The following is a 22395-nucleotide window of genomic DNA, read 5'->3' as shown; positions in this document are numbered from 1 at the left end:
ATTAAACTAATCAAATTATATTGATAACTGTTGGCTAATTTATTATAATACTCGTAATAAATCAGTTGCCACCGGGTAACTTATACTCAAACAAGCTCATTAGGTCATAGAAGAGCTTGCTTGAGTTTTTTATTTTTAGGAGGAATTATTACTATGACTTGGATATATTTAATTATTGCTGGGTTATTAGAAGTATGTTGGTCAACGACCATGAAATTAAGTAATGGATTTACCAACTTGGTATTTTCAATTAGTACGGTTGTTGGCATGGTTTTAAGTTTTGGATTCTTAGCTTTAGCTATTAAACACTTACCACTAAGCATTTCATATCCAATTTGGACTGGTATTGGCGCAGTCGGATCAATCATTGTAGGAGTTGTTTTATTTAAAGACCAGATTTCACCAATTACTTGGGTATTTATTGTCATGCTAGTTGTTGGAATTATTGGAATTAAAGTTACAAGTGGTCATTAAAATAATTATATGACAACTTCGCATAATACACGTTATGTAAAGTAGAAAAATAAATACCTATTACCTATAATAAATAAAGACAGCTATATTATTAGCTGTCTTTATTTATTACTCATCATATTTATTTACAATATCTTTAATTCCCAAACCAATACGTTTAACCACATCAGTTACTAATGCGTTACCCATAAAAAACATTCTCATTCTATCTGAAACTTCTTCAACTTTACCGTCAACTAATTTATATTTAGTCCAATCATCTGGAAATGACTGCATACGTTCTGCTTCAATCGGTGTCAACGTACGGTATCTGTTATTTATTTTTAGCCAATGTGTAGATCTATTCACGGTACCTTCAGAAGTTAACATAGTACGACCAGGCAAGTTTAAATCTTCATACGGTGACATACCACCTTCACTGTAGATGTATTTATGTCCGTTCGCACTAGTTCGTTCTATTTTTTTAGAACCTCTTAGATATTCAAATTTGTTAATTTTATTTTCATCAGCCACATAATATTTATCGTCAACGTCACTTTCAGGTTGAATAATATCCTTTAATGGCTTAGGTTTTTCATCGCCTAAAGCCTGAGTGTCGATAGTATAATATTTACCGTGTCGCATGATGCCAGTATTAAAAACTTTACCTGAAAATTCGTCTGAAACTTCAACTATGTCTTCTGGTAACTCATAGAAGGCTTTTCTATCCTTGTAAGGTACTGATTTAACAGGAAAGTTTTTAGCGAATAGGCCTGTTTTAAATAGGTATTCGTCATAAGTGTCATCGTTATTCATAAAAAAGCTTTCGTACTCATCATCTAAATGCTTAGCGTAAGATAAATCATTGCGAAAAACAAATAAATAAACTCTCCTTCTACGTTGAGCTCCTCCATAATCAGCAGCATTAATAACTCGCCATTCTAAAGAATAATTAAGTTTGTTCAAAGCTGATAACATGATTGAAAAATCTCTACCACGTTGTTTAGATGGTGCTTTTAAAAGCCTATCAACATTTTCAAATAACATATATTTAGGATTAATGTCTTGGGCAGCTCTTATAATTTGCCAAAATAAGACCCCTTTTTTACCTTGAATCCCTAATTCATCTCTCTTTGACCTAGCGACTGAATAGTCTTGACATGGGAATCCCCCTACTATCATATCGGCGTCCATAGACTTAAATTTATCATCCGTAATATCATTGATATCAATGCCTATATTATCGGAATCTTTATAATGGTAGTTATATACTTCAAAAGCGTCTTGACTTTTACGAGAGGGTTCAAACTGATTAGCCCATTTAGTTTTAAAGAAATCAGCGTCTGCCTTATCAAAACCAACTCTAAATCCGCCAACTCCAGCGAATAATTCTAATACTTTTAGTGATTTAGTCATTTTGCACCGTCCATTCCTAGTGAAATCTTATGTACTATTATATAATATGTACGAAAAAAGATCAAACTTTTTATATAACATGAGGTGTTGCAAGTGAAATTTAAAAATAAAGAAGAAGTACATAACAAGGCTATCCAGATATTGAATAAGCCTCAAAAAGAATTAGTAGAAGAATTGAACATGCATATCAAAGGTAACAAAAATGCTATGGGCGATGTATTTGAAAAATGGTTCGGTAAAGAAAAAGATTCAGCTAGTCAACCAGACTTAGGTGTAGCCGAATTAAAAGCTACACCCTTTAAAAAATTAAAAACAACTAAAAATGGCAAGGCTCAATATAGTGCTAAGGAACGGTTAGTTTTAAATATTATAAATTATTTTGATCTAGTTAATGAAGACTTTGAACACAGCCATTTTATGAATAAAAATAATAACTTAGAAATCGCATTCTATGAATATATCAATGAAACTTCTAAAGATAATTGGTTTTTTAAATATGTAATCATGTATCAAATGGAAAAATCTCCAGTAGATTATGAAGTCATAAAAAATGATTGGGAAACAATTAAAAAATATGTAAAACAAGGCAAAGCAGAAGAATTAAGTGAAGGCTTGACTAATTACTTAGCTGCGTGTACTAAAGGTAAAAATCACAATTCATTAAGAGACCAGCCCTACTCTAAAAAAAGGGCTAAGCAAAGAGCTTTTTCTTTTAAAGCTAGTTTCATGACTACGATACTCAGAAACTACGTTATTGGAAATAAAAATAATAAAGCAATCATTAAAGATCCTATTGAAATAAAAGGAAAATCTTTAGAAGAACTTATTAAAGATAAAGTTGCACCATATGTTGGTAAGAGTACAAAAACATTAAGAAAACAATTCAACATTACTAGTAAAGCCAAAAATATAAACAATATAATAGCTAGAAAAATGTTAGGATTAGATGACTCAAAGAATAGTTTTAAAGGAATAGACGAGTTTGAAAAAGCTTCAATTATTCCTAAAACAATTCAAGTGGGTCAAAACAAGAAAAATAAGGAAAGCATGTCATTACCGCCGTTTAAATTTAAAGATTTATCAGAACAAAATTGGGATAACGAAGACTGTACTTTAAAAAATTATTTAAAAGAAAGTAAATTTTTATTTGTTGTATTTCAAGAAGATGAAAACAATAATGTAATTTTCAAGGGAATTATTTTTCACCAGATTCCAATTAACGTATTAGATAATCAAATTCAGCAGGTTTGGTTAGATACCCAAAACAAATTAAAAGAAGGTATAAAACTCAACTATAAAAAAGGACGAGTTCACAATAATTTTATCAAGCTAAAAAATCAACTAGTTGTTCATGTAAGACCACATGCATCAAAAGCTTGCTACAAAAAAAGTCCATATTCTAACGAACTACCAACTCCAGCAAATTGGATTAATAAGCCTAGTGATTATGATCCAAAATATATGACAACGCAATCTTTTTGGATAAATAATTCCTACATTAAATCAGTAATTAAAGACTTAATAGGTTAAAAATTTAAGAAGTGATTTTTGCGTAAGGATTTAGAACTAAGATATAATCTTAAGACTGATAAGAAAACTAGTAAACGTATGTCGAAAGTTAAACTAAAGCGTGGCCCTTTAGAAAATACCTTAGCCCAAAAATTATGGTATCAAGGCATTAGATATCGAAGAAATTACAAAAATTTGCCTGGATTACCTGATATAGCTATAACAAAATATAAAATAGCAGTATTTATTGATGGAGAATTTTGGAATGGTTTTAATTGGGAACAAAGAAAACAAAGATTAAAAAGAAACCGAGAATATTGGATCAATAAAATTGAAACCAATATGAAAAGAGATAAACACAAAGACGATGAGTTAAGAAAAATTGGATGGATTTCCTTACATTTTTGGGGTAACACTGTTAAAAATAACGTAGATTACTGCATAGAGCTGATTCATTTTTATATTAAGTATAATAATGATTTATAATTAAATAATTTAATATGGTATAATTATAGGGAACATTGCTATGTTATCACATGATAAAGGGCATCAACTTTAACGAGTTGATGCCCTTTTATTTATTTTTGGTATATAATTTTTTAGCTAATCTCGTATTGTGATAATAATAATCTTTAGAGCCTATATGCGATCCACTTTCGTTGACCATAATCCAGTGGTAGCCCTGCTTATAAACATGAAAAGTATTACCTACACCATTACTATGCAAAGCAAACATTATAATCGATTGGTTATTTTTGGTGGAATGACCAATTTTACTAACCGATATATCGTCATTACCCCTTTTGCTTTTTAAAAATTTATTATTAGAAGCATGCACATGCAAAGTATAATCAACTGTTTTATTATCATCAGCATAATAATTAATGGTTTTAGGATTTATTTTTATTCTAGTATACTGTTTATTATGATAAAAATAGTTGTACCAATCACCACGAAATATTTTAGGAATATTAGTTAATTGGCGTGAGTTAGCTTTTACATTTTCCACACCGATACTAAACATAATAAACAATGTCAAAATACTTATTATTAAGTTAGATTTTTTATTCATATAATCACCTTTTACATAACCATACAGACAAAAAAAAGTCCCATATAGTGATATAGGACTTTCTCAGAATCAATCAAAAACCGTAAGTTGTTTTCCGGGCTTTAACGATTGTCTTTATGATTGATTTTAGTCAGCCCAATAATTAGTGCCGTCGCGGCTATAATTAGAATAGCTAGTTCTAGCACTAATTCTAAACAATTTAGGAAAATAATTATTAGAGGACTCCTTTCTCGGATAACTGACGCAAAGAATAATTTTGCTCCACTTCTCACTAAAAGTAGTCTTAACTTATAACAGTCCCTATCTGGAGTATACCTTAATTTTTTTATAAATAAAAACATTCGGCTTAAGAAAAAATTAAAAAGTATTTTTAAATTCAGCCTTTGTGTTAAAATAAGATTATATTTAAATTAAAAATAAATTAAAATATTTTGAACTAATTATTTGATAAAAGATAAGGAGGCTATCATGATAAAAACTAAACAGCTTAGTTTTGAATACGAATCATTTGTTAAAGAGCCTGGTCTTAAAGGGTCCATCAGTGATTTTTTTAAACGAAAAACTAAAACTATTCAGGCTCTAAAGAATAATAGTATTACCATCAATGATGGGGATATGGTTGGTTTAATTGGCCCTAATGGTGCTGGTAAAACCACCTTCATTAAATTATTAACTGGTATTTTATCCCCCACCCACGGTAGTGTAATTGTAGATAATCAAATTCCGACCTATAGAGCCAATAAGTATTTAAAACAAGTTGGCATTTTGTTTGGTCAAAAATCGCAACTTACCTGGGATTTACCAGCGATTGATACCCTAAACATGTTAGCTTACATTTATAAAATCCCACACGATAAATATATTAACCGTAAGCAAACTTTAATTAACATGCTAGATGCTCAAGAATTTATCAATCAGCCTGTACGTAAGCTGTCATTAGGTCAACGCGTGCGGTGTGAATTAATTTGTGCGCTCATTCATGAACCTAAATATCTTTTCTTAGATGAACCCACTTTGGGACTAGATTTACTAACTCAACAACATATCTATAAATTTCTAAGAGCAGAAAATCAACAAAACCATACAACTATTTTAATTACATCACACTATTTAAAGGATATCGAAATGTTATCCGATAAACTATTAATCTTAGTAGATGGTAATTTTGTCTATCAGGGTCAGACTAATAATATTCCCATCCAGCCTAATCAATTAGATAACTTCACCTGCAAGTATTTAAAAAATAACCAGACAGTCACAGAAAAAGTTCCTAGCAATCAACTCAAGACTTTTATCAATCAAATAGATAGTGAAAATATTATCAGTATAAAGCGTGAAGGTGTATCACTAGAGGCATTTGTTCAGAAACTATATTTGGAGTATAAAAATAAATGAAATATCTTATTATCGGCTTTAATAGTTTAACTGCTAAATTAGTTTATCGCAGCAATGAAATTACGTATTTATTAACGCAATGCTTGCAAATGGTAATTAGTATTTTAATGTGGATAAGCATTTATCATGGCACTGACCGGCATACTTTAAATAACATGGCTCTATCCCAAATGATTCAGTATTTAGTAATTACTAATTTAACTGCTATTTTATTTTCAGCTAGTCCAATTTTTAGGATGGCTAACCAGGTTAAGTCCGGGCAACTAACTACCATTTTATTAAGGCCCATTTCTATTTATGGCGAACAAATCACTTACTATGTGGGCAGTCAGTTCCCATATCTATGTATTAATTTTGGCCTACTACTAATTTATAGTAATCAAAGTTTACAGTCTAAACTTATTTTAATTACGTATTTGACATTAGCATTCATCATGTTTTTTACTACTATGCTAGTGATTGGGACGCTGAGTTTTTGGTTAATTAACATGTGGCCATTACGTTCGGCAGTAAACGCCTGCTACTTAATTCTAGGCGGATTGTCATTTCCGCTCACCTTTTTAGGCAAAGGTATTTATAAATGGCTACAATTCAATCCATTTTCCCTAGTTGCCGATGTCCCTGCACGTATGGTAACGCATCTAATCAATGATTCAACGCCATATTTCATAGCTGTATCTAGTTGGCTTATAATAACTCTTTTGATTTATAGAATATTAATTAAAGTGGGTATTAAAAAATATGAAGGGATTGGCATCTAATTTTGAAATTTTTACGCTTAGCATGGCGACTCAGTCTACAGGAATTCTTAGCATATCGAACTACTAGCATTTTAACTTTTATATTGGCTACCATGTTCTTTTCAGTTGAAATAATCACTGGATTAGTTTACTTTTCCATGGAAAACAGCGTTAACGGTTGGCAACAAGTTGACTACCTACTATTAGTAACCACCATTAGCAATATTGTATATCTATACAACATTTTCTTCATTATTGGTCACGAAAATTTAAGTACGAAAATTTTAGGTGGGCAATTGGACTATGATTTAATCCGACCAATGAATTCCTATTGGTATATAGTAACCAACCGCATCGATATTCCAAGTATTTTTAATTTAATAATTTCATTAGTAGTTTCAGCATTTTTACTCATTCAAGAACACGTTCACCTATTAGATATATTTGTATATATATTATCAATTATTTTAGGAGTTGGCTTTATCTTTTTAGCTAATCAAATCGCAGTATCATTAAGTTTTTGGCTGGATGGATTTTCAGCACTAGGTGGTATCATTGAAAATACCGTTAATTTGTTTAGCCGTCCTATGCAAATATTCCCCCAAATAATTCAAATGATTTTTACAACCATTTTTCCTATTTTACTAGTTACTAATCTACCTGTTTTATTGATTAAACACGCAGGCAGTTGGAATTATTTAATTTATGTAATTATTTTTGAAGTGATATTATTTTATATTTCTAAGTTAGTTTGGCAAAATGGAACTAAGCGATATTTGTCAGCTAACTAATATTGAAAAGAAGGCATTATATGTTAAACATAGTTTTATTAGGAATTCTCTTTATATTAATTGCTATATGTATTGTAGTTAAATCAAAACACCGTATTATATTAACGAGTTTATTTATTTTAATAGGCATGTATTTTGGCTTTGTCTGGGGATTTGGGGATAGCATAATTGTCAAATGGCAAACCCAAAATATCCTACATGCTAAAAAACAATCGATTGCTAAATACTGCAATCAAAAAGATTTACGTTATTTTATTAGTCATAAAAACAATCAGTTAAAGCACATGACTGATAATCAAGGCAGTCGACATATATTTTATTATTGCGGTGAATATGGATCTAAAAGTATCGGAATTCGCGGAAAAATTAATATGAATGGAATAAACATATTATTTCCTAAGTATAAAATAGATAAAATTTATGTAAATTAAGTATACTTGTATACAAAGTATATATTATGTACAAGTATATTTTGTATATTTGTACTACTTTGCATATAAAAAGCCCTTATTTAAGGGCTTTTTATTTATGAAGGTAAAATAAAACTACACGTCCATAAATTGAACTGTATGGAGGATATGCGTAGACACCAATTCTATTTCCGCAAGCATTAATATTGCCAATTTGGTGTTTAAACATTAGCTTAAAGTATTCAACATAACTAATTTTGCCATTACTTAGCATACTAAATATTTTTTTACTATATGCATCAGCATCTGGCTTAATGATTTTTTGATTGTAATTAGTTTTATGAGTTTGTTCATATATTGTATCAGAGTAGTCTTCAGCAAAACTATCATCAGAAGTATCTCCCTGTACAAAATGTGTAGCAGCTATAAACGCACATTTCTGAAGATTTTTATCATATTTAGCATATTCAATACTAGCAAGCATCTTTTTGTAAACGGAGTATCCCATACCATCACTAAAGATAGTTCCGTAGTCTAGAACCCAGGCGTTGTAAGGAATATTGCTATTTTTCTCTAGCTTATAAAAAGTGTAACTATTTTTATCAAGCTTATTGTATACCTTTTCTTTTTCAACAGCATGATAAGGAACTCCAAATAGTTGATTAGAATTAGGTCCATAGTAATATCTAGTTCTAAAATTTGGTGAATATAATCCCTCAACACCGGTTAAATATAATAAAGTTTTGGGAATATGTTTTCGCCAAATTAGTTTATACTTATTCGATCTTTCTATAGAATTATCTATCGATATATTATATCGATTAGTTAGTAAGCGCTGATAAGCACTCAACTGATTTGTTTCTTCATCATATGTATTAGACTTCTTATTAGCCAAAGTCTTAGCTTCTGCATTAGTAGCAAAAAAAGTGAAAGAAACAAAAAATAAGAATATAATTAATATTTTATTTTTCATAACAGCCAGCCTTTCTTGCAGTCTATAATTAATAATTGTAACATTACTAATCAACAATTTTCATATTATCCAAATAAAAAGTTGCTATCCTATTAATCAGATGCAACTTTTCGATAGTACATATTTAAATCAAAAATAACTACTGCAATAAATAAAATAGTTAAAATAATCGTTAAATATGGATGAATCATCAGATAATTATAAAATACATATATTATTGAAAACATTAATAATAATCCTAAAAGAGCATATATACATATATTAAATAAGTTGCCTAAATAATGTTGAATTGGGTTAGGAATCTTATATTCTTTTCTAATATGCATATTCAATAAAATGGCATTCAAACTAGAAACAAAAGCAATCGCAAAACAGCAAATGTCAAAAACATCAAGCGTCAATAAAATAAAATTAAAAAATAGAAATGCAATCAAATATACCCAAAATGCCGTATTTAACTTTTTCTTTAGCACGTTTGCTCCATAAATATCGATTAAGGAAGCTTGATAGTATCGCGATAGTTGAAAAACTAATCGTAGTTCTGGAGTGTAATACCCTTGCTCATTTTTTAAAATCGTTTTTGCAGAAATATTCGTAGCTTTAGCCACTGTGTCAATATCAATATTTTTGCCTACACGCATTTCTTTTAATTTTTTACCAATTTCATTCAAAAGTACATACTCCTTAGACTTGCTTATTTTTACCAAATATTCCATTTGTATATAGAGCTATCGCAATAACTCTTAATACCCAAGTTATTATGGCGATTGTAATCATCACTACCCCTGTCGTATTCGTACCAAAAGTAACGTTATCAATCGGTGTTTTATTAATGTTTTTCATAAAAAATATCGCTAAAGATATAAATGTCGTTATTGATAAAACTAAATGAATGGAACCTCCAACAATAGCTAACCAAGTTGCTACTTTAGATTTAACGATTCTACGTGCCAAAATAATCGAGCTAAGAATTAATATCGCCAAATCTAAAATTCCTATAAAATTTAATAATGTTCCAAAACCGGGAATACAACTTACGATTAACATAATATAATTGGCTACAACTAATTTAGATGTTTTTCGATAATCATTAGTTTGCATACTATTCAACCTCTCTTCCTTTTTGGTTTTGATTATAACATTTATGTAAAAAAGAAGCCCATAGACATAAATGGACTTCTTTTAATTAATAGCTATCATCATAGTTATTTTGATAGCCTTGCGTATATGAATATGGAATCGTTTCAAAGTGAATTTGCTTCAAGTCATCAATGGCAACCCCAAAGTGTTCAAATTGTTCACCTAAATTATCACTAGATAGGAAACTCTTCGTATGTCCCCACGCAGAATCAGCATCATCAAATAACATTGCACATATAGCTTCATAAATGTTTTGTTTAACATTAGCCATCGTTGTATGGTTACTCAAGTTAGATGTTGCAGCATCTTCATAGTATTGTTGATTATCGACAGTACTATAGTCAGTAGAATAATCCAATCCATAATTCTTAGCCACTTCATTAATAGCCTTGACGTCATGTCCATTAAAGATACTCCATTTATCTTGATTGTACTTAGCTACAATATCATTAGCCATATTCATTGCAGTGTCATCAGCTGATAAATCAGCAGTATAGCTAACATTATTGGAGATTCTATGTCTAACTGAATTAATTAAGTCAGCTGCATATTTAGTCATTTCGTATTGTTGAGCTTTAGTAACACTTGTAAGATTAACTTTTTCGTTAACATCATTGGTGTTCGGATTAAATTTATTGATTTTATAACTGGTCTTAGTGAATTCATTACTAAAACTACTTTGCATATTTATCTTGCCATCTTGAAAATAAAATGGAAAACCAGCAGGAATATTTATAGTGTCAGTTGCATTGGAGGTCGCAATAGATTTAGAACCATAACCAAAATTAGAATTATCAGAATATTTCACAAAACCAGCTGGCAAATTATTGCTTTTTTTAACTTTACCTGTTTTTTTATGTAACTTATTTTTATTATTCTGATGAATATGTTTATTATGGTGCTTTTTAACTACCAATGTATGCTTGATTACTTTATGAGATTTATTACGAGCTTGTACATCAGTTTGAAATAACAATCCAGTAACTAATGGAATTAGTAAAACTTTAAATATAATAGATTTTTTCAAAAAATCACTCCTTAAAATTATATACATATAATAACATTTTTATCATTAATAAGTAACGCTGATTACATTAAAATTATATTGAAATATAAAATTTGTTATGTTAAAACTTTTATTAGGGAGGAGATTTATACATGAAAAGATTTAATGTAGTCGCAATGATTTTATCAGTAGCAATCACAATGATTCTTATAGGCACTGTTAATATAAATGCTAGTAGTAATAAAGATTGGCACGAGGGTGTACCTAGCGCATTGAGAAATAAAACTTATTACTCAACTAAGAAACCACAAACTTGTGCTAGACACTTTAACTTTATAGAGTTTACAAACAACAAATGTGCAGCAGATTTGATGATGCACTACGCTGGAAATAGACCAATTTTTAGAAAAATGGAATATAAACAATCCGGAAATAAATATACTATAAATATTTCATATGGAGGATGGAGCAAAGACCAGTTCACAATTAATTACAAAGGAACAATAATCCGAGCTAAACATTTAAATGTAACTAAGAAGACAAGATTTGATGTTTTAGGAGATAAGAAACAAGGAAATATGTATCAAAGCAACATCAAGGTAAGACAGTTACAAAACTCATTCGGTTGGTAAAATAAAAATCCATCATTATACTTGTTTAAGTTAATGGTGGATTTTTTAGCATTTAAAATAATTATAACTACCTACATATTTTTGACTTCTTCAATAAACCAATGATTAAATTCATTGGAATCGATATTGATACAAACATCAGCATTGGTTTTTCCATTATGGTAAGCTCCACGAATATCACCAACAGTAGCACCGTTAGCATGTCCAATGGTTTGTACATCAATCCAATATTTTTTCGTTACAAAGGCTTCTGGATGTAATAAATAAAAATCGTATTTACATCGTGCATAGCTACCCCTTGTTCACTTTTATCTCCATCAGAAGAAATAATGCTATATAGCATTCCACCAGCACGGTTGAGTTGCTTAATTTTTGTTAGAGTTTCATCAGTCAATAAGGCCTTTTTAGTTACATCTAAACCAACCATCACAATTGGAATGCCTGAATTGTACATAATATCAGCTGCATGTGGATCAGTAAAACAATTAAATTCCGCGGCACTAGTCATGTTCCCATAGCCTAAGCTTCCCCCATCGCAATAATCTTGAAAATATTGGCCTTAACTTCTGGATATTCAGAAATTAGTAACGCTATATTAGTATAAGCGCCAGTGGCAACTAGGATAATTGGTTCATCACTATTCATAATATAATCATGTAAAGCCTGTATTGCACCCTTTTTCATAGGATTAAATGCAACTGTAGACTTAAAATTATACCCACGCATGCCTGAACTTCCATGGATGCGAGCGGCATCTTCAAATGGTTTAATTAGTGGACAACTAGCTCCGGATGCAACTTTAATATCATTATCTTTATGGAAAAAATTAATTATTTGTAAAGCGTTACTGGTTGTTTTATCAACAGTTACATTTCCGGCAATAGTTGTTACTAATTCTAAATCTAAACTTTTATTATTAATAGCGACTGATAGTGCTGCAACATCATCAATTCCAGGGTCACAATCCATGATAATTTTAGTCATAATTACATCATCCTTAGTTTTATAAGTGATATTACAAGTTCATATTATCATTAATATCCATTTTATGAAAGCGCTTGCATTTGCAAATTAATAAAAAAGACTCCGCATATTAAATACGAAGTCTTAAAAAATTTATTTAACTTCACTAACATAAAGTCTATTAGCAGTTATATATTCACCATTAGTTAGTTGAAGGCGGTATACCAAACCATCCTTAACGATTGAACTTACATATAAAATTTTACCTTGGTTATAGATGTTTTTACGACCAGTTAAGTTAGCATTTTTGTATCCACATACAAGACTACCAATAACCTTTATCCTATTTGGCCTATTTTCATTAGTATAATAAAGCGGTAATACTTTATTAATATCTTCTGATAATAAGTAAGCTATCTTAGAACTTAAACGTCCAGTATACTTACTAATCATTTGAACTTTATATGAAGTTGAACCGTTGGAGTTATGGACCTTTTCTAATACTTTGAACATTGGAGAACCATTCTCACTTTTGTAAGAATTCAAGTTGTTATTAAATTGAACTAAATTACTATCATCATAAAACTTAACAGTATTAGGCTTTGTGTATCCTCTAAAATGGTAAGCATAAATGTCAATACGCTCATTATAAAAGCTATTGATAATAGGGGTATAGACAACCGTTATCTTAAGATTGCCATCATCAAACTTGGACACTTTTGAGTTAACTACTCCTATGTTTGATGAATAACCATCTATTTGAGGACTAGTTACGGCCGGATAACTATCTATGTTACCGTCTGCTGGCATCCAAGATCCATAACTTACTGTTGGATTGTTTACATCGCTAAAGTCGACTATTGCATTACGCTTATATTCAACAGTTTGAACAACCGGAGATTTTAGTGTTTTACCATTATTGTCTACATATTCAATTGTTCTAGTGGACGTGCTATTTAAATCGCTTTCGCTTAAGCCGCTTGGATATTTTGGACCTGTTGGATTATTTGAATCTACAGGTGTACCTTCTTTAATAACATTATCGACAGTTACTTTATTAGGAATATATTTTACTTGAACAGTAATGTTTTCACTATTACTGAAGGGTTTAGCTGACGACACTGCTTTTTGATTAGTTACGTAGCCATCTATTTGTAAATCGGTTACGGCCGGATAACTATCTATGTTACTGTCTGCTGGCATCCAAGATCCATAACTTACTGTTGGATTGTTTACATCGCTAAAGTTGACTATCGCATTACGCTTATATTCAACAGTTTGAACAACTGGAGATTTTAGTGTTTTACCATTATTATCTACATATTCAATTGTTCTAGTAGCTTTGATATTTAAATTACTTTCGCTTAAACCGCTTGGATACTTTGGACCAGTTGAGTCATCAGGATTTACTAAACTATTAGCTAATTTAGGACTATCTGAATTGACATCAATTGAATTAGAAGCAACATAAGTATCTGCCATGGACGGATTATATAAATTTGATAACGAATTTGAGGTATACAAAATATTTCCCTTTGGATTACTTATATCTCCATTTCCAACTGCCCTCCATAATACGTTTGAATTCAAACCGGAATCTTTTATATTATATAAATTATTACCAAGTATAATAATTTTTAAGTTAGGTATCTGTGACATCATGTTTTTAATGTTTGTGTTATATTTTGTAGTAAAGTTAGATAAATCTAAAATAGAGATACGCGAATTTTGAAACATATAGCTCATGTCTTTAACATTCGAAGTATCCCATTTTGATACGTCTATATCGGATATTACTGTATTATAAAACATAGAACTCATGTTATTAACATTACTTGTATTCCAATTTGATACATCTAATTTTTTAAGATTTAGATCTCTAAACATAGAACTCATGTTAGTGGCACTGTCTGTGCTCCAATTTGACACATCTATAGTATTTAATTTATTGCTTTTGAAAAACATTGCTGATAAATTGTTTACATTACTTACGTTCCACTTTGATACATCTAAATCAGATACCCCTGTATTGAAAAACATCCAACTCATATCTTTAACATTTTTAGTGTTCCACTTTGATACATCTAATTTTTTTAGATTCAAATCACTGTTAAACATTGAGTACATATTTGTAACATTGCTCGTATCCCATAAAGAAACATCTAGGTTTTTCAATTTACCATTACCGTAGAACATTATCCCCATATTTGTAACATTACTAGTGTTCCACTTTGATACATCTAGACTAGTTAGATTGCTACTGTTATAAAACATCCAACTCATATCCTCAACATTTTGAGTATTCCAATTTGATGTGTCTATATTTTCTAGTGAATTATCATTGGCAAACATACGATCCATATATATAACATTAGAAGTATCCCAATTTGATGTGTCAATACTTTTTAAACTATAACAGTCACTAAACATACTACTCATATTTTTAACATTACTTGTATTCCAATTAGAGTTATCGAACGAGGTTAAATTGTTATTAGACGAAAATAAACCTGTAACATTTGTTGCATTATCAAAATGCAATCTATTGCCATTAACAATTTTTTGTAATTTAGGTAGGTAAGAAAATAAGTATGAAGAATCGTTATTTAAATATACGTCACCATCGAAGGATATAGTATTTATAAAATCTTTTTTATTACTCCAAGATAAATTATCTCCTCTGCCTAATGTCCCTTCGTTAATTCTAAGTACTCCATTGTCATCAACACTATAAGTACTTTTATTCATTTGTAGTTTAGATTCAAAAGTATTGTAATTGTTAACATTAGCTGGATTAGTCTTTAAACCTGTGTTTTGTTGTGTATCTAATGAATAATCACCAGAAACATTGAAATCATTAAATTTACTATTTGTTTTTTGAGAAGCTTTTTGATTATTAAAACCAGATAAAACATTTTTATTGTTTGATTGCAATTGACTGTCACTTAAAATATTGCCAGTAGATCTATTTGTTTTTTGTGATCCTTGAATATTATTATCGCTGTTAGTCTGATAGGTTTTTTGATTAACTCCATTATCTGAACTTTCTTTATTAGATTGATTATTCATTTTATCATTACTAGGAGTACTTTTTGTGTTTTGTATTTGTTTGTTTTCTTTATTGTTTCCACTTTCATAAACTTCTTGATTAAAACTATTTGAACCACTTTTTTGACTTGCATTGTTGGTAGAGATGTCATTGGATTCAATATCCATATTTTGTGATTCTTTATTTTCATGTTGAGAAGATTCATGATCAACACCATTTAAATCATTTTTTTGACTTGGATTGTTAATTAAATTGTCACTAGGTTTAGGTCTAATATTTTGTGATTCTTTAACCAAACCAGTATCCGAATAGTTTGAAGTAATATCAGCTTTAGATATGATATTATCGGATAAAGCCATCATTCCAGAAAAACCTAATAATGAACAACCCACGATTGAAAAGGTTACCCATTGTTTTTTTACTTTATGTAAAACCTTTTTGTTAGCCAATTCGTATCTTTGTGAATTAAATTTCATATATATCACCTCAATTGAAATTCTAACACTAAATGGTTAAGGATACTTTTAATTTAATTATAAGTACATACTTAGTTAAATAAAATTTAATGTTTATAAAAAAATTATATAAAAAACATATAAGAATAATAATAATCTTAAAATAATTTTAAAAAATATGTAATTAAATTAACGGAGTAATGATAAATAATAAGTGATTATTTTTTATCTACTATAGTGAGTAGTGCAAACTTATTAAAACTTTAAATAAAATAATCAAAGTATTATATTTTAATCTATTATGATTATATATTTCAAGAATTGTATAAATTAAATTTTTTGAACAATTTATAATTCGATTTTTTATATCTAAAATAAGTGTTAGTTTTACTGGATTATTATTTTTGACTGGATTTTATTTTACTTAGAAAATAGTCTCAAAAAATTACATTCTGAATATCAAAAAAATATTTCATTTAAAATTTGGTATGGATTATTATTTAGAAAATATCAGACTAAGAAGTCAATAACTAATAGCATCATGCTGATTGCATTTATGTATAAGTATAATAAACAATTAATTATTAAATTCCAGCAAATGTAATACCATCCTTAGAGCAATAAAATCAACCACTTTTTTTATAAATAAATACAAACTTGTTTTTTAGAAAAATAAATAATGATATTAATAATGACATCAAAACTTTATTAATCTTATTAACAATAAAATTTATTTAAGTAGAAAAGTTTCGACAATAACATTGTTAATGGTTGTTTAGTTATGATGATTTTTCAACAATTATAAATTAATTTTTAAAGTATAAGTAAATAAAAATTATTATCCAAATGACAATTGAAACCACATACACTATCAAAATCTCTTTCAAAAAATTTTGTAGTGAGCTATAGTTACCTCCTAAAAATCCATCAGTTATGGCTGGCACTAAGGAAAAAATCATTGCGGTTATTATCCATTTGCATATATAAATTAATTTTTTTAACATACTAAATCCATTAAACTCCTACAAATCTGCCAACATCGCCTTTAATTTAGCTTGTTTCTTCAAGTCTACATGTTTATCTGGGACATACACATAGTCATCCTTTGCCCATTCGGGTAGTTCTTCATGAATATGTTTTTGACCATTATTAAACTTTACTTGATGTATTTTAGGTTTTACGGTTTGAGTAGTTTCTAATCCAAAAGCTTGGGTAAAGTAAGTCTTTAAAGCGTTGGTTACGTAGCCAGCATAGTTGCTTTTAGGTAAATTTAGAGCATATGAAAAGATATGTTCTAGTTGTTTAGCTAGTCCATGTTTGATATTTAGATTAGATTCAAATTGCGTTAGATTACTTTTGGCAATTTGATTCTGTTTAGCTACAGCATTCCGTGCATTTAAAATTAAACGGACAACGTGTTTACACTTTTCAACGTTGTTCTTACAGAATTTTTGAATAGCTTGAATTGAACTAAAAGTTAAACCTAACTTCTGTTGCGTTGCTTGACTCCATTGTTTAACTTTATCCACTACGGATTCACTTTCAGCAACTGATGCTGTATTAACTGTATTATTATGTTTTTTATGATTTGTTTTTTGATTAAAGTTTATTTTTTGGGATTTAGAAGGTTTAATATTTACACTTGCTTTTTTTATCTCTTCATCAACAATATTTTTAGCCATCATAGCTGAACTGATAAAAATTCGCGTAGCTTGGTTAAAAGCACGCTGTTTAATAATAAGTCCTAAATATTCTAGTTTCTTCAAAACTTTAATGACCGTATTTTTTCCAACCCCTAAAATATCCATTAACTCTTGAATTGGGTACACTACATAGTAATCTCCCCTACGGTCATCATAGAAACTACGACGTTTTATTGATGACTTCATACGATCTAGGATAAGTGATAAAGTTATTTTTTCATCTGAATTGAGATCATTGTTGTTTAAAATATTTATGTCTAGCTGTATAAATTGATTCATATTTCTATCTCCTCTGTTTATAGATAGAAAAAGGACAACAAGTTTTAAACTTGCTGCCCTCAAAATATTATGTAATATATTGAAAAATCTCTCATTATCTACTATAATGGTAGTTGAATAGTTAGTAACATTTGTTGCTAACATAACTAAATAGTAAATAATAAGAGCGTAAGGCGAGCAAGTAGTTGTGGTACTTGTAGCTGAATTATGATTATTACCAGTAATTATAATTCAACGCTCTTTTTCTATTTCTATGTATTTAATTTGAAAAGCGATGAGCCAAAATGGTTTGTCGCTTTTTTGTTTATGCATTAATCCTATTACTTAATTTTGGTAAAGTCAATACGTTTTGACAAGCGGCACTACAGCACTACAGCACTACCTAGTGCCAGCACTACAGCACTACAGCACTACCTAGTGCCAGCACTACAGCACTACTTTTTTTAATTTTAAACGTTGTTAAATCAACGTTTCTAACACTATGAAAAATAAAAGCATAAGCACTACAGCACTACAGCACTACCTAGTGCCAGCACTACAGCACTATAGAACTACAGCACTACAGCACTACCTAGTGCCAGCACTACAGCACTACAAAAAATAATTTTTAGCTGTTATAATATTAGGCAAAAGGATTCGCAATTTTTATAAAAAAGAGGGTAATTTTTATGACGCAAGTAATTACTTTTGGTAATTTCAAAGGCGGTGTGGGTAAAACATCTAACGCAACTTTAGTTGGGTATGAATTAAGTAAAATGGATAAAAAAGTTTTAATTGCAGATTTAGATCCACAAGGCAATGCCACTAATATTTTATTGAACACAAAAGCAAATATTGATGGACAAGTTAGTCATGTTGATAATTCTTTAATGGTTTCAATTGAAAATGAAGACTTGTCACAATCATTAGTTAATATTAAAGACAATTTAGATTTACTAGCATCAGCTCCAGACTTTTCGCTATTTCCTAGGTATATGGAAAAATATACCGATTATAATGAAAGAGTTCGCGCTTTTAATAATCTTTTAGTTAAGATTAAGGGTAACTATGACTATGTAATTATTGATACGCCCCCTACTATTTCATTAATTACTGATTCAGCTTTGTATGCTAGTGACTATTGTTTAGTAATTATGCAAACCCATGAACACTCATTTGAAGGTGCTAAAGCATATATTGAATATATTCAAACTCAAGTCATTGATACATATAAAGCTCCACGGTTAGATGTAATTGGAATTTTAGCTGTATTGATGCAGGCTTCAGCCCCAGTAGACGAAGTAGCGATGCAAGCAGCTTTTGATGAGTTTGGTGATAGTAATATTTTTGCAACTAAAATTCACTATATGCAACGCATCAAACGATTTGGGTTAACTGGAATTACTAGTAATACGATGTTTGATCGTCGCGTGTTTGCTATTTATGATAAAGTGGTGAAAGAATTAATTGAGAGAATTGGAGTGATGGAAAATGAGTAGTTTAGTTCGATCCAATCGCGATATTAAACCTAAAAATCAAGCTAGTATTGAAGATTTCAATAAAAAACAATCTACTAAGGAAAAAAAAGATAGTAATAAAAATGATAAAAATGTAACTTCGGTTACTTTTAATACCAACTTGAAGATTAATAATCATATTCGGAATAAGCTGCAGGCGATGGCCCTAACTGGTTTAGCAGAAAATCAAAAGGATGCAATTGAAATTGCCCTAGCTGCTTACATGGAAAGTCTTACTAAAAATGAACGTGAAGCGGTAGATTTACAAGCTAATACCTTAGAGGCACGTGATGTTAGTAAGAAAAATAAATAATAAAAAACCTAGAATTTATTTTCTAGGCTTTTTTGTACTATAGTATGTATAAATAATGTATGGGGTGATTTGTATGGATTTTAGTTATGAACCAGGTCGATTCTATATGCAAAATGATAATGAGTTGATTGCTGAAATTAAATTTGAGATTAACAATAATGTTTTAAGCATCAATCACACTTTTGTTAATAATAATTATCGTGGTAAAGGAATTGCCAGAAAATTAATTTTAAAGGTAATCAGTTATGCACAACAGCATAATTTATTAATTAAACCAGTGTGCTCCTATGCAGTGAAATTTTTTGAACATACAGATAAATATAATGCTTTATTAGTATAATTTGAAAGATGCCTTCAATTAAAAATAGGCATCTTTTTATATACTTAGTATTCTAAGTATACAAGTATACGTTGTATATTTGTAAATTTAATATACCATGCATATTTTGTATTCGCTATTTTATTCTGTATTAACCCTTTTTCAATAATGTATACAAAACAAACATTTAAATATGTATACACTTGATATATTTTACGAATTAGTCTAGCATAATAATTATAAATAAAATGGAGCGTGATATTTGTGGGTAAAACTTACGTAGTTGGAAACTTTAAAGGTGGCGTTGGTAAGACTAAAACAGTTACAATGCTATCTTATATTTCGGCAGTTAGAAAAAATCGTAAAACTTTAGTTATTGATTTAGATCCACAGGGTAATGCTACCAGTGTATTAGCTAAAACTGGCAATTTAACAAGTATCGAAAAAACGATTACAAATGGATTTTTGGAAGGTAACTTGGAAAATCAAATTACTCCAATTTTACCTAATTTAGATTTAATTGCTGCCAATACACAGTTTAAAGACTTACCAAAAATTCTAATGAAAAAGTTTCCAGACGATAACACTAAACAAATTAGCTACTTGAGAACTCTAATTGAACCCTTAAAAGCTAAATATGATGCGATATATCTAGATGTACCACCTACTATTAGTGATTTTTCTGATAATGCCATGGTTTCAGCCGATTATTGTATTATCATTTTACAAACACAAGAACTTAGTTTAGATGGTGCAAAAACTTACATTAACTATATGCAATATTTAATTGATAATTACGATATTAATATTGATATTTTAGGAATTTTACCTTGTATGCTACGTCCAGGTGGTCGTGTCGACGAAAAAATATTGGACGATGCACGTGAAATGTATGGTGACAATGTTTTACATACAATTGTTAAACATCAAGAACGTTTGAAAGCATATGATTCTGAAGGCATTACATTGAATACTACTTACACTGGCCAACCAGACCAATGGGATAAACGAGCACATGATTTATTTGATGATGTATTAACTGAACTAGATGCCCATGAACAAGAATTAAATTAAGAGGGATATTTTAATGAGTGAAGATACTAAGAAATTACAACCAATTTTGAAGCATAAATCTAACCTTAAGGATAAACAAGTTAATATTTCGGGTAATAATGATTTTGGAAGTATTAGTGATGCTTTAAATAATAGAGATGATTCAGTTACAAAGCCAGCTAAAAAACAACCAATTAATAGCACTCAACGGGTTAGCAATGAAACTGTTGAAAAGTTAAAACTACTTTACTTCTTTTTTCCAAAAGAAAAAGGTAGTGTGCATACTTCTTTTAACGATATATTAAATGATTTAATGGACGACTACGTTAATAAAAATTTAACAGACCGTCAACGCGATATGTTCTATCAAATGCTGAATAATATCCAATAAAATTAATTTTGTATACATTTATACTAAGAATATTTTGTATACATGTATACAAAGAATGCTAAATATACTTTATATATGTATGTAAAAATGGCATGAGAATAATAATCTCATGCCATTTTTGCTTTAAATTAAATGTATACATAATTTACTTAGTATACTATTTCATTACTTTGAGTATACTGACAAAATCAAAAGCAGCATATTCTGATACATTCATAAATTCTAATAACTTACTATTATCGAAAAATTTAACATTAATTAATTCGGAATCAATCGGTTTCTTATTTTTAATGGTGGTGGCCTTTTGACTTAACCACTTAAATAATAATCGCGGATTTTCTATAATAGAATGATTGAAATTCTCAGTGTTATTAAAATCTAAATAAGCTTGCGTAATCGCTAATTTTAAATTTTTATAAATTTCATTCGTGTTATAAAATCCACTTAACTGATTATTTTCATCGATATTAATTTCAGCGGGTTGTCCATTAGCATCTTCTGTAAAAAATTCAGCAGTCATCATTTGATGATCTAGTTTAAAAACAGGAACGTATTTATATTTAGTATCTAAAGTTTCAGTAACGTAGTTTAAAGCTTTTTGAATGTATTGCATTTGTGCTAAATTCATTATCATGATTATTTCCTCCTAATGTGATTATTTTTATTATAACGATAATGGATGTTAAATTTCTAAACATTAGTTTTTAATTTTTTTCATTTGATATTTATGCTAAATTAGAAAAAAATTAGAAAAAGTCTTGATTTTTAATTTTATTAATGTTTTAATGATAACAACTTAAACGAGAAAGGAAGAACTTAATTATGAATAATCAATTT

22 protein-coding genes and 1 pseudogene are annotated in these 22395 nt (G+C 29.3%); 13 read left to right on the top strand and 10 right to left on the bottom strand.

The window, feature by feature from the left end; genetic code table 11:
• Positions 1–153: 153 nt before the first annotated feature.
• Positions 154–474: a DMT family transporter gene (locus FD06_RS07270; protein ID WP_054658473.1), complete on the top strand. Its 321-nt coding sequence runs from the start codon at positions 154–156 to the stop codon at positions 472–474.
• 108 nt (positions 475–582) lie between these two features.
• Here FD06_RS07270 and dcm read toward each other — a convergent pair whose 3' ends face one another.
• Positions 583–1869 (bottom strand): DNA (cytosine-5-)-methyltransferase, encoded by a 1287-nt coding sequence (dcm, locus tag FD06_RS07265; protein ID WP_056967108.1) that lies wholly within the window; start codon positions 1867–1869, stop codon positions 583–585.
• A gap of 93 nt (positions 1870–1962) precedes the next feature.
• On the opposite strand from dcm, the gene FD06_RS07260 reads away from it, so the two are divergent.
• The gene (locus FD06_RS07260) at positions 1963–3399 is read left to right on the top strand and encodes a Sau3AI family type II restriction endonuclease (RefSeq protein WP_056967105.1); all 1437 of its coding nucleotides are present in this window, start codon (positions 1963–1965) and stop codon (positions 3397–3399) included.
• 18 nt (positions 3400–3417) lie between these two features.
• Positions 3418–3864 carry a very short patch repair endonuclease gene (locus FD06_RS07255; RefSeq protein WP_237757248.1) on the top strand — a complete coding sequence of 149 codons (447 nt, stop codon included), beginning with the start codon at positions 3418–3420 and terminating at the stop codon, positions 3862–3864.
• 88 nt (positions 3865–3952) lie between these two features.
• Here FD06_RS07255 and FD06_RS07250 read toward each other — a convergent pair whose 3' ends face one another.
• Positions 3953–4450, bottom strand: coding sequence for a hypothetical protein (locus FD06_RS07250; protein WP_056967103.1), 498 nt, complete (start codon positions 4448–4450; stop codon positions 3953–3955).
• A gap of 468 nt (positions 4451–4918) precedes the next feature.
• Between FD06_RS07250 and FD06_RS07245 the strand changes: the two genes are divergently transcribed.
• From FD06_RS07245 to FD06_RS07230, 4 genes are read left to right on the top strand one after another with little or no spacing between them, the layout of a single operon-like run.
• The gene (locus tag FD06_RS07245) at positions 4919–5845 is read left to right on the top strand and encodes an ABC transporter ATP-binding protein (RefSeq protein ID WP_056967102.1); all 927 of its coding nucleotides are present in this window, start codon (positions 4919–4921) and stop codon (positions 5843–5845) included.
• On the top strand, positions 5842–6606 hold the full coding sequence (locus FD06_RS07240) for an ABC-2 family transporter protein (protein ID WP_056967100.1): 765 nt from the start codon (positions 5842–5844) through the stop codon (positions 6604–6606). The genes FD06_RS07245 and FD06_RS07240 overlap by 4 nt, the downstream gene beginning before the upstream one ends.
• A gap of 2 nt (positions 6607–6608) precedes the next feature.
• Positions 6609–7376, top strand: a complete 768-nt coding sequence (locus FD06_RS07235) for an ABC transporter permease (protein WP_056967098.1) — start codon at positions 6609–6611, stop codon at positions 7374–7376.
• Positions 7377–7396: 20 nt separating this feature from the next.
• Entirely contained in the window at positions 7397–7807 is a 411-nt protein-coding gene (locus FD06_RS07230) for a hypothetical protein (protein WP_056967096.1), read from the top strand.
• 91 nt (positions 7808–7898) lie between these two features.
• Here FD06_RS07230 and FD06_RS07225 read toward each other — a convergent pair whose 3' ends face one another.
• From FD06_RS07225 to FD06_RS07210, 4 genes are all read right to left on the bottom strand, one after another.
• The gene (locus tag FD06_RS07225) at positions 7899–8759 is read right to left on the bottom strand and encodes a hypothetical protein (protein ID WP_156403115.1); all 861 of its coding nucleotides are present in this window, start codon (positions 8757–8759) and stop codon (positions 7899–7901) included.
• A 92-nt stretch (positions 8760–8851) separates the two neighbouring features.
• Positions 8852–9430 carry a helix-turn-helix transcriptional regulator gene (locus FD06_RS07220; protein ID WP_056967093.1) on the bottom strand — a complete coding sequence of 193 codons (579 nt, stop codon included), beginning with the start codon at positions 9428–9430 and terminating at the stop codon, positions 8852–8854.
• Positions 9431–9443: 13 nt separating this feature from the next.
• Positions 9444–9860 carry a hypothetical protein gene (locus FD06_RS07215; protein ID WP_056967090.1) on the bottom strand — a complete coding sequence of 139 codons (417 nt, stop codon included), beginning with the start codon at positions 9858–9860 and terminating at the stop codon, positions 9444–9446.
• An 85-nt stretch (positions 9861–9945) separates the two neighbouring features.
• Positions 9946–10926, bottom strand: a complete 981-nt coding sequence (locus FD06_RS07210) for an SEC10/PgrA surface exclusion domain-containing protein (protein WP_056967089.1) — start codon at positions 10924–10926, stop codon at positions 9946–9948.
• A gap of 131 nt (positions 10927–11057) precedes the next feature.
• Between FD06_RS07210 and FD06_RS07205 the strand changes: the two genes are divergently transcribed.
• The gene (locus tag FD06_RS07205) at positions 11058–11537 is read left to right on the top strand and encodes a hypothetical protein (protein ID WP_054658499.1); all 480 of its coding nucleotides are present in this window, start codon (positions 11058–11060) and stop codon (positions 11535–11537) included.
• Between the two features lie 71 nt (positions 11538–11608).
• On the opposite strand, the pseudogene rihC reads toward FD06_RS07205, so the two are convergent.
• The 3 genes and pseudogenes from rihC to FD06_RS07190 all read right to left on the bottom strand — a co-directional run bounded on the left by rihC (position 11609) and on the right by FD06_RS07190 (position 17986).
• A pseudogene (rihC, locus tag FD06_RS07200) lies at positions 11609–12524 on the bottom strand (ribonucleoside hydrolase RihC).
• A gap of 129 nt (positions 12525–12653) precedes the next feature.
• On the bottom strand, positions 12654–16025 hold the full coding sequence (locus tag FD06_RS07195; RefSeq protein WP_056967087.1) for a BspA family leucine-rich repeat surface protein: 3372 nt from the start codon (positions 16023–16025) through the stop codon (positions 12654–12656).
• 1001 nt (positions 16026–17026) lie between these two features.
• Positions 17027–17986, bottom strand: a complete 960-nt coding sequence (locus tag FD06_RS07190; protein WP_056967085.1) for a replication initiator protein A — start codon at positions 17984–17986, stop codon at positions 17027–17029.
• Between the two features lie 668 nt (positions 17987–18654).
• Between FD06_RS07190 and FD06_RS07185 the strand changes: the two genes are divergently transcribed.
• From FD06_RS07185 to FD06_RS07165, 5 genes are all read left to right on the top strand, one after another.
• Positions 18655–19464 carry a ParA family protein gene (locus tag FD06_RS07185; RefSeq protein WP_054658513.1) on the top strand — a complete coding sequence of 270 codons (810 nt, stop codon included), beginning with the start codon at positions 18655–18657 and terminating at the stop codon, positions 19462–19464.
• A complete protein-coding gene (locus FD06_RS07180; protein WP_054658515.1) occupies positions 19457–19795 on the top strand; it encodes a DUF5388 domain-containing protein in 339 nt (112 codons plus the stop codon). The genes FD06_RS07185 and FD06_RS07180 overlap by 8 nt, the downstream gene beginning before the upstream one ends.
• A gap of 73 nt (positions 19796–19868) precedes the next feature.
• Positions 19869–20135, top strand: a complete 267-nt coding sequence (locus FD06_RS07175; RefSeq protein ID WP_054658517.1) for a GNAT family N-acetyltransferase — start codon at positions 19869–19871, stop codon at positions 20133–20135.
• A 243-nt stretch (positions 20136–20378) separates the two neighbouring features.
• Positions 20379–21188 carry a ParA family protein gene (locus FD06_RS07170; RefSeq protein WP_056967083.1) on the top strand — a complete coding sequence of 270 codons (810 nt, stop codon included), beginning with the start codon at positions 20379–20381 and terminating at the stop codon, positions 21186–21188.
• 13 nt (positions 21189–21201) lie between these two features.
• Positions 21202–21558, top strand: coding sequence for a hypothetical protein (locus FD06_RS07165; RefSeq protein ID WP_056967081.1), 357 nt, complete (start codon positions 21202–21204; stop codon positions 21556–21558).
• Positions 21559–21715: 157 nt separating this feature from the next.
• On the opposite strand, the gene FD06_RS07160 is transcribed toward FD06_RS07165, so the two are convergent.
• Positions 21716–22192, bottom strand: coding sequence for a hypothetical protein (locus tag FD06_RS07160; RefSeq protein WP_054658523.1), 477 nt, complete (start codon positions 22190–22192; stop codon positions 21716–21718).
• Positions 22193–22395 lie beyond the last annotated feature (203 nt).

Origin of the sequence: Apilactobacillus ozensis DSM 23829 = JCM 17196 (assembly GCF_001435995.1) — a bacterium.
Lineage (GTDB): Bacteria > Bacillota > Bacilli > Lactobacillales > Lactobacillaceae > Apilactobacillus > Apilactobacillus ozensis.
Note: the sequence above shows the minus strand (reverse complement) of the source record. Positions and strands in the feature narration are given on the sequence as shown.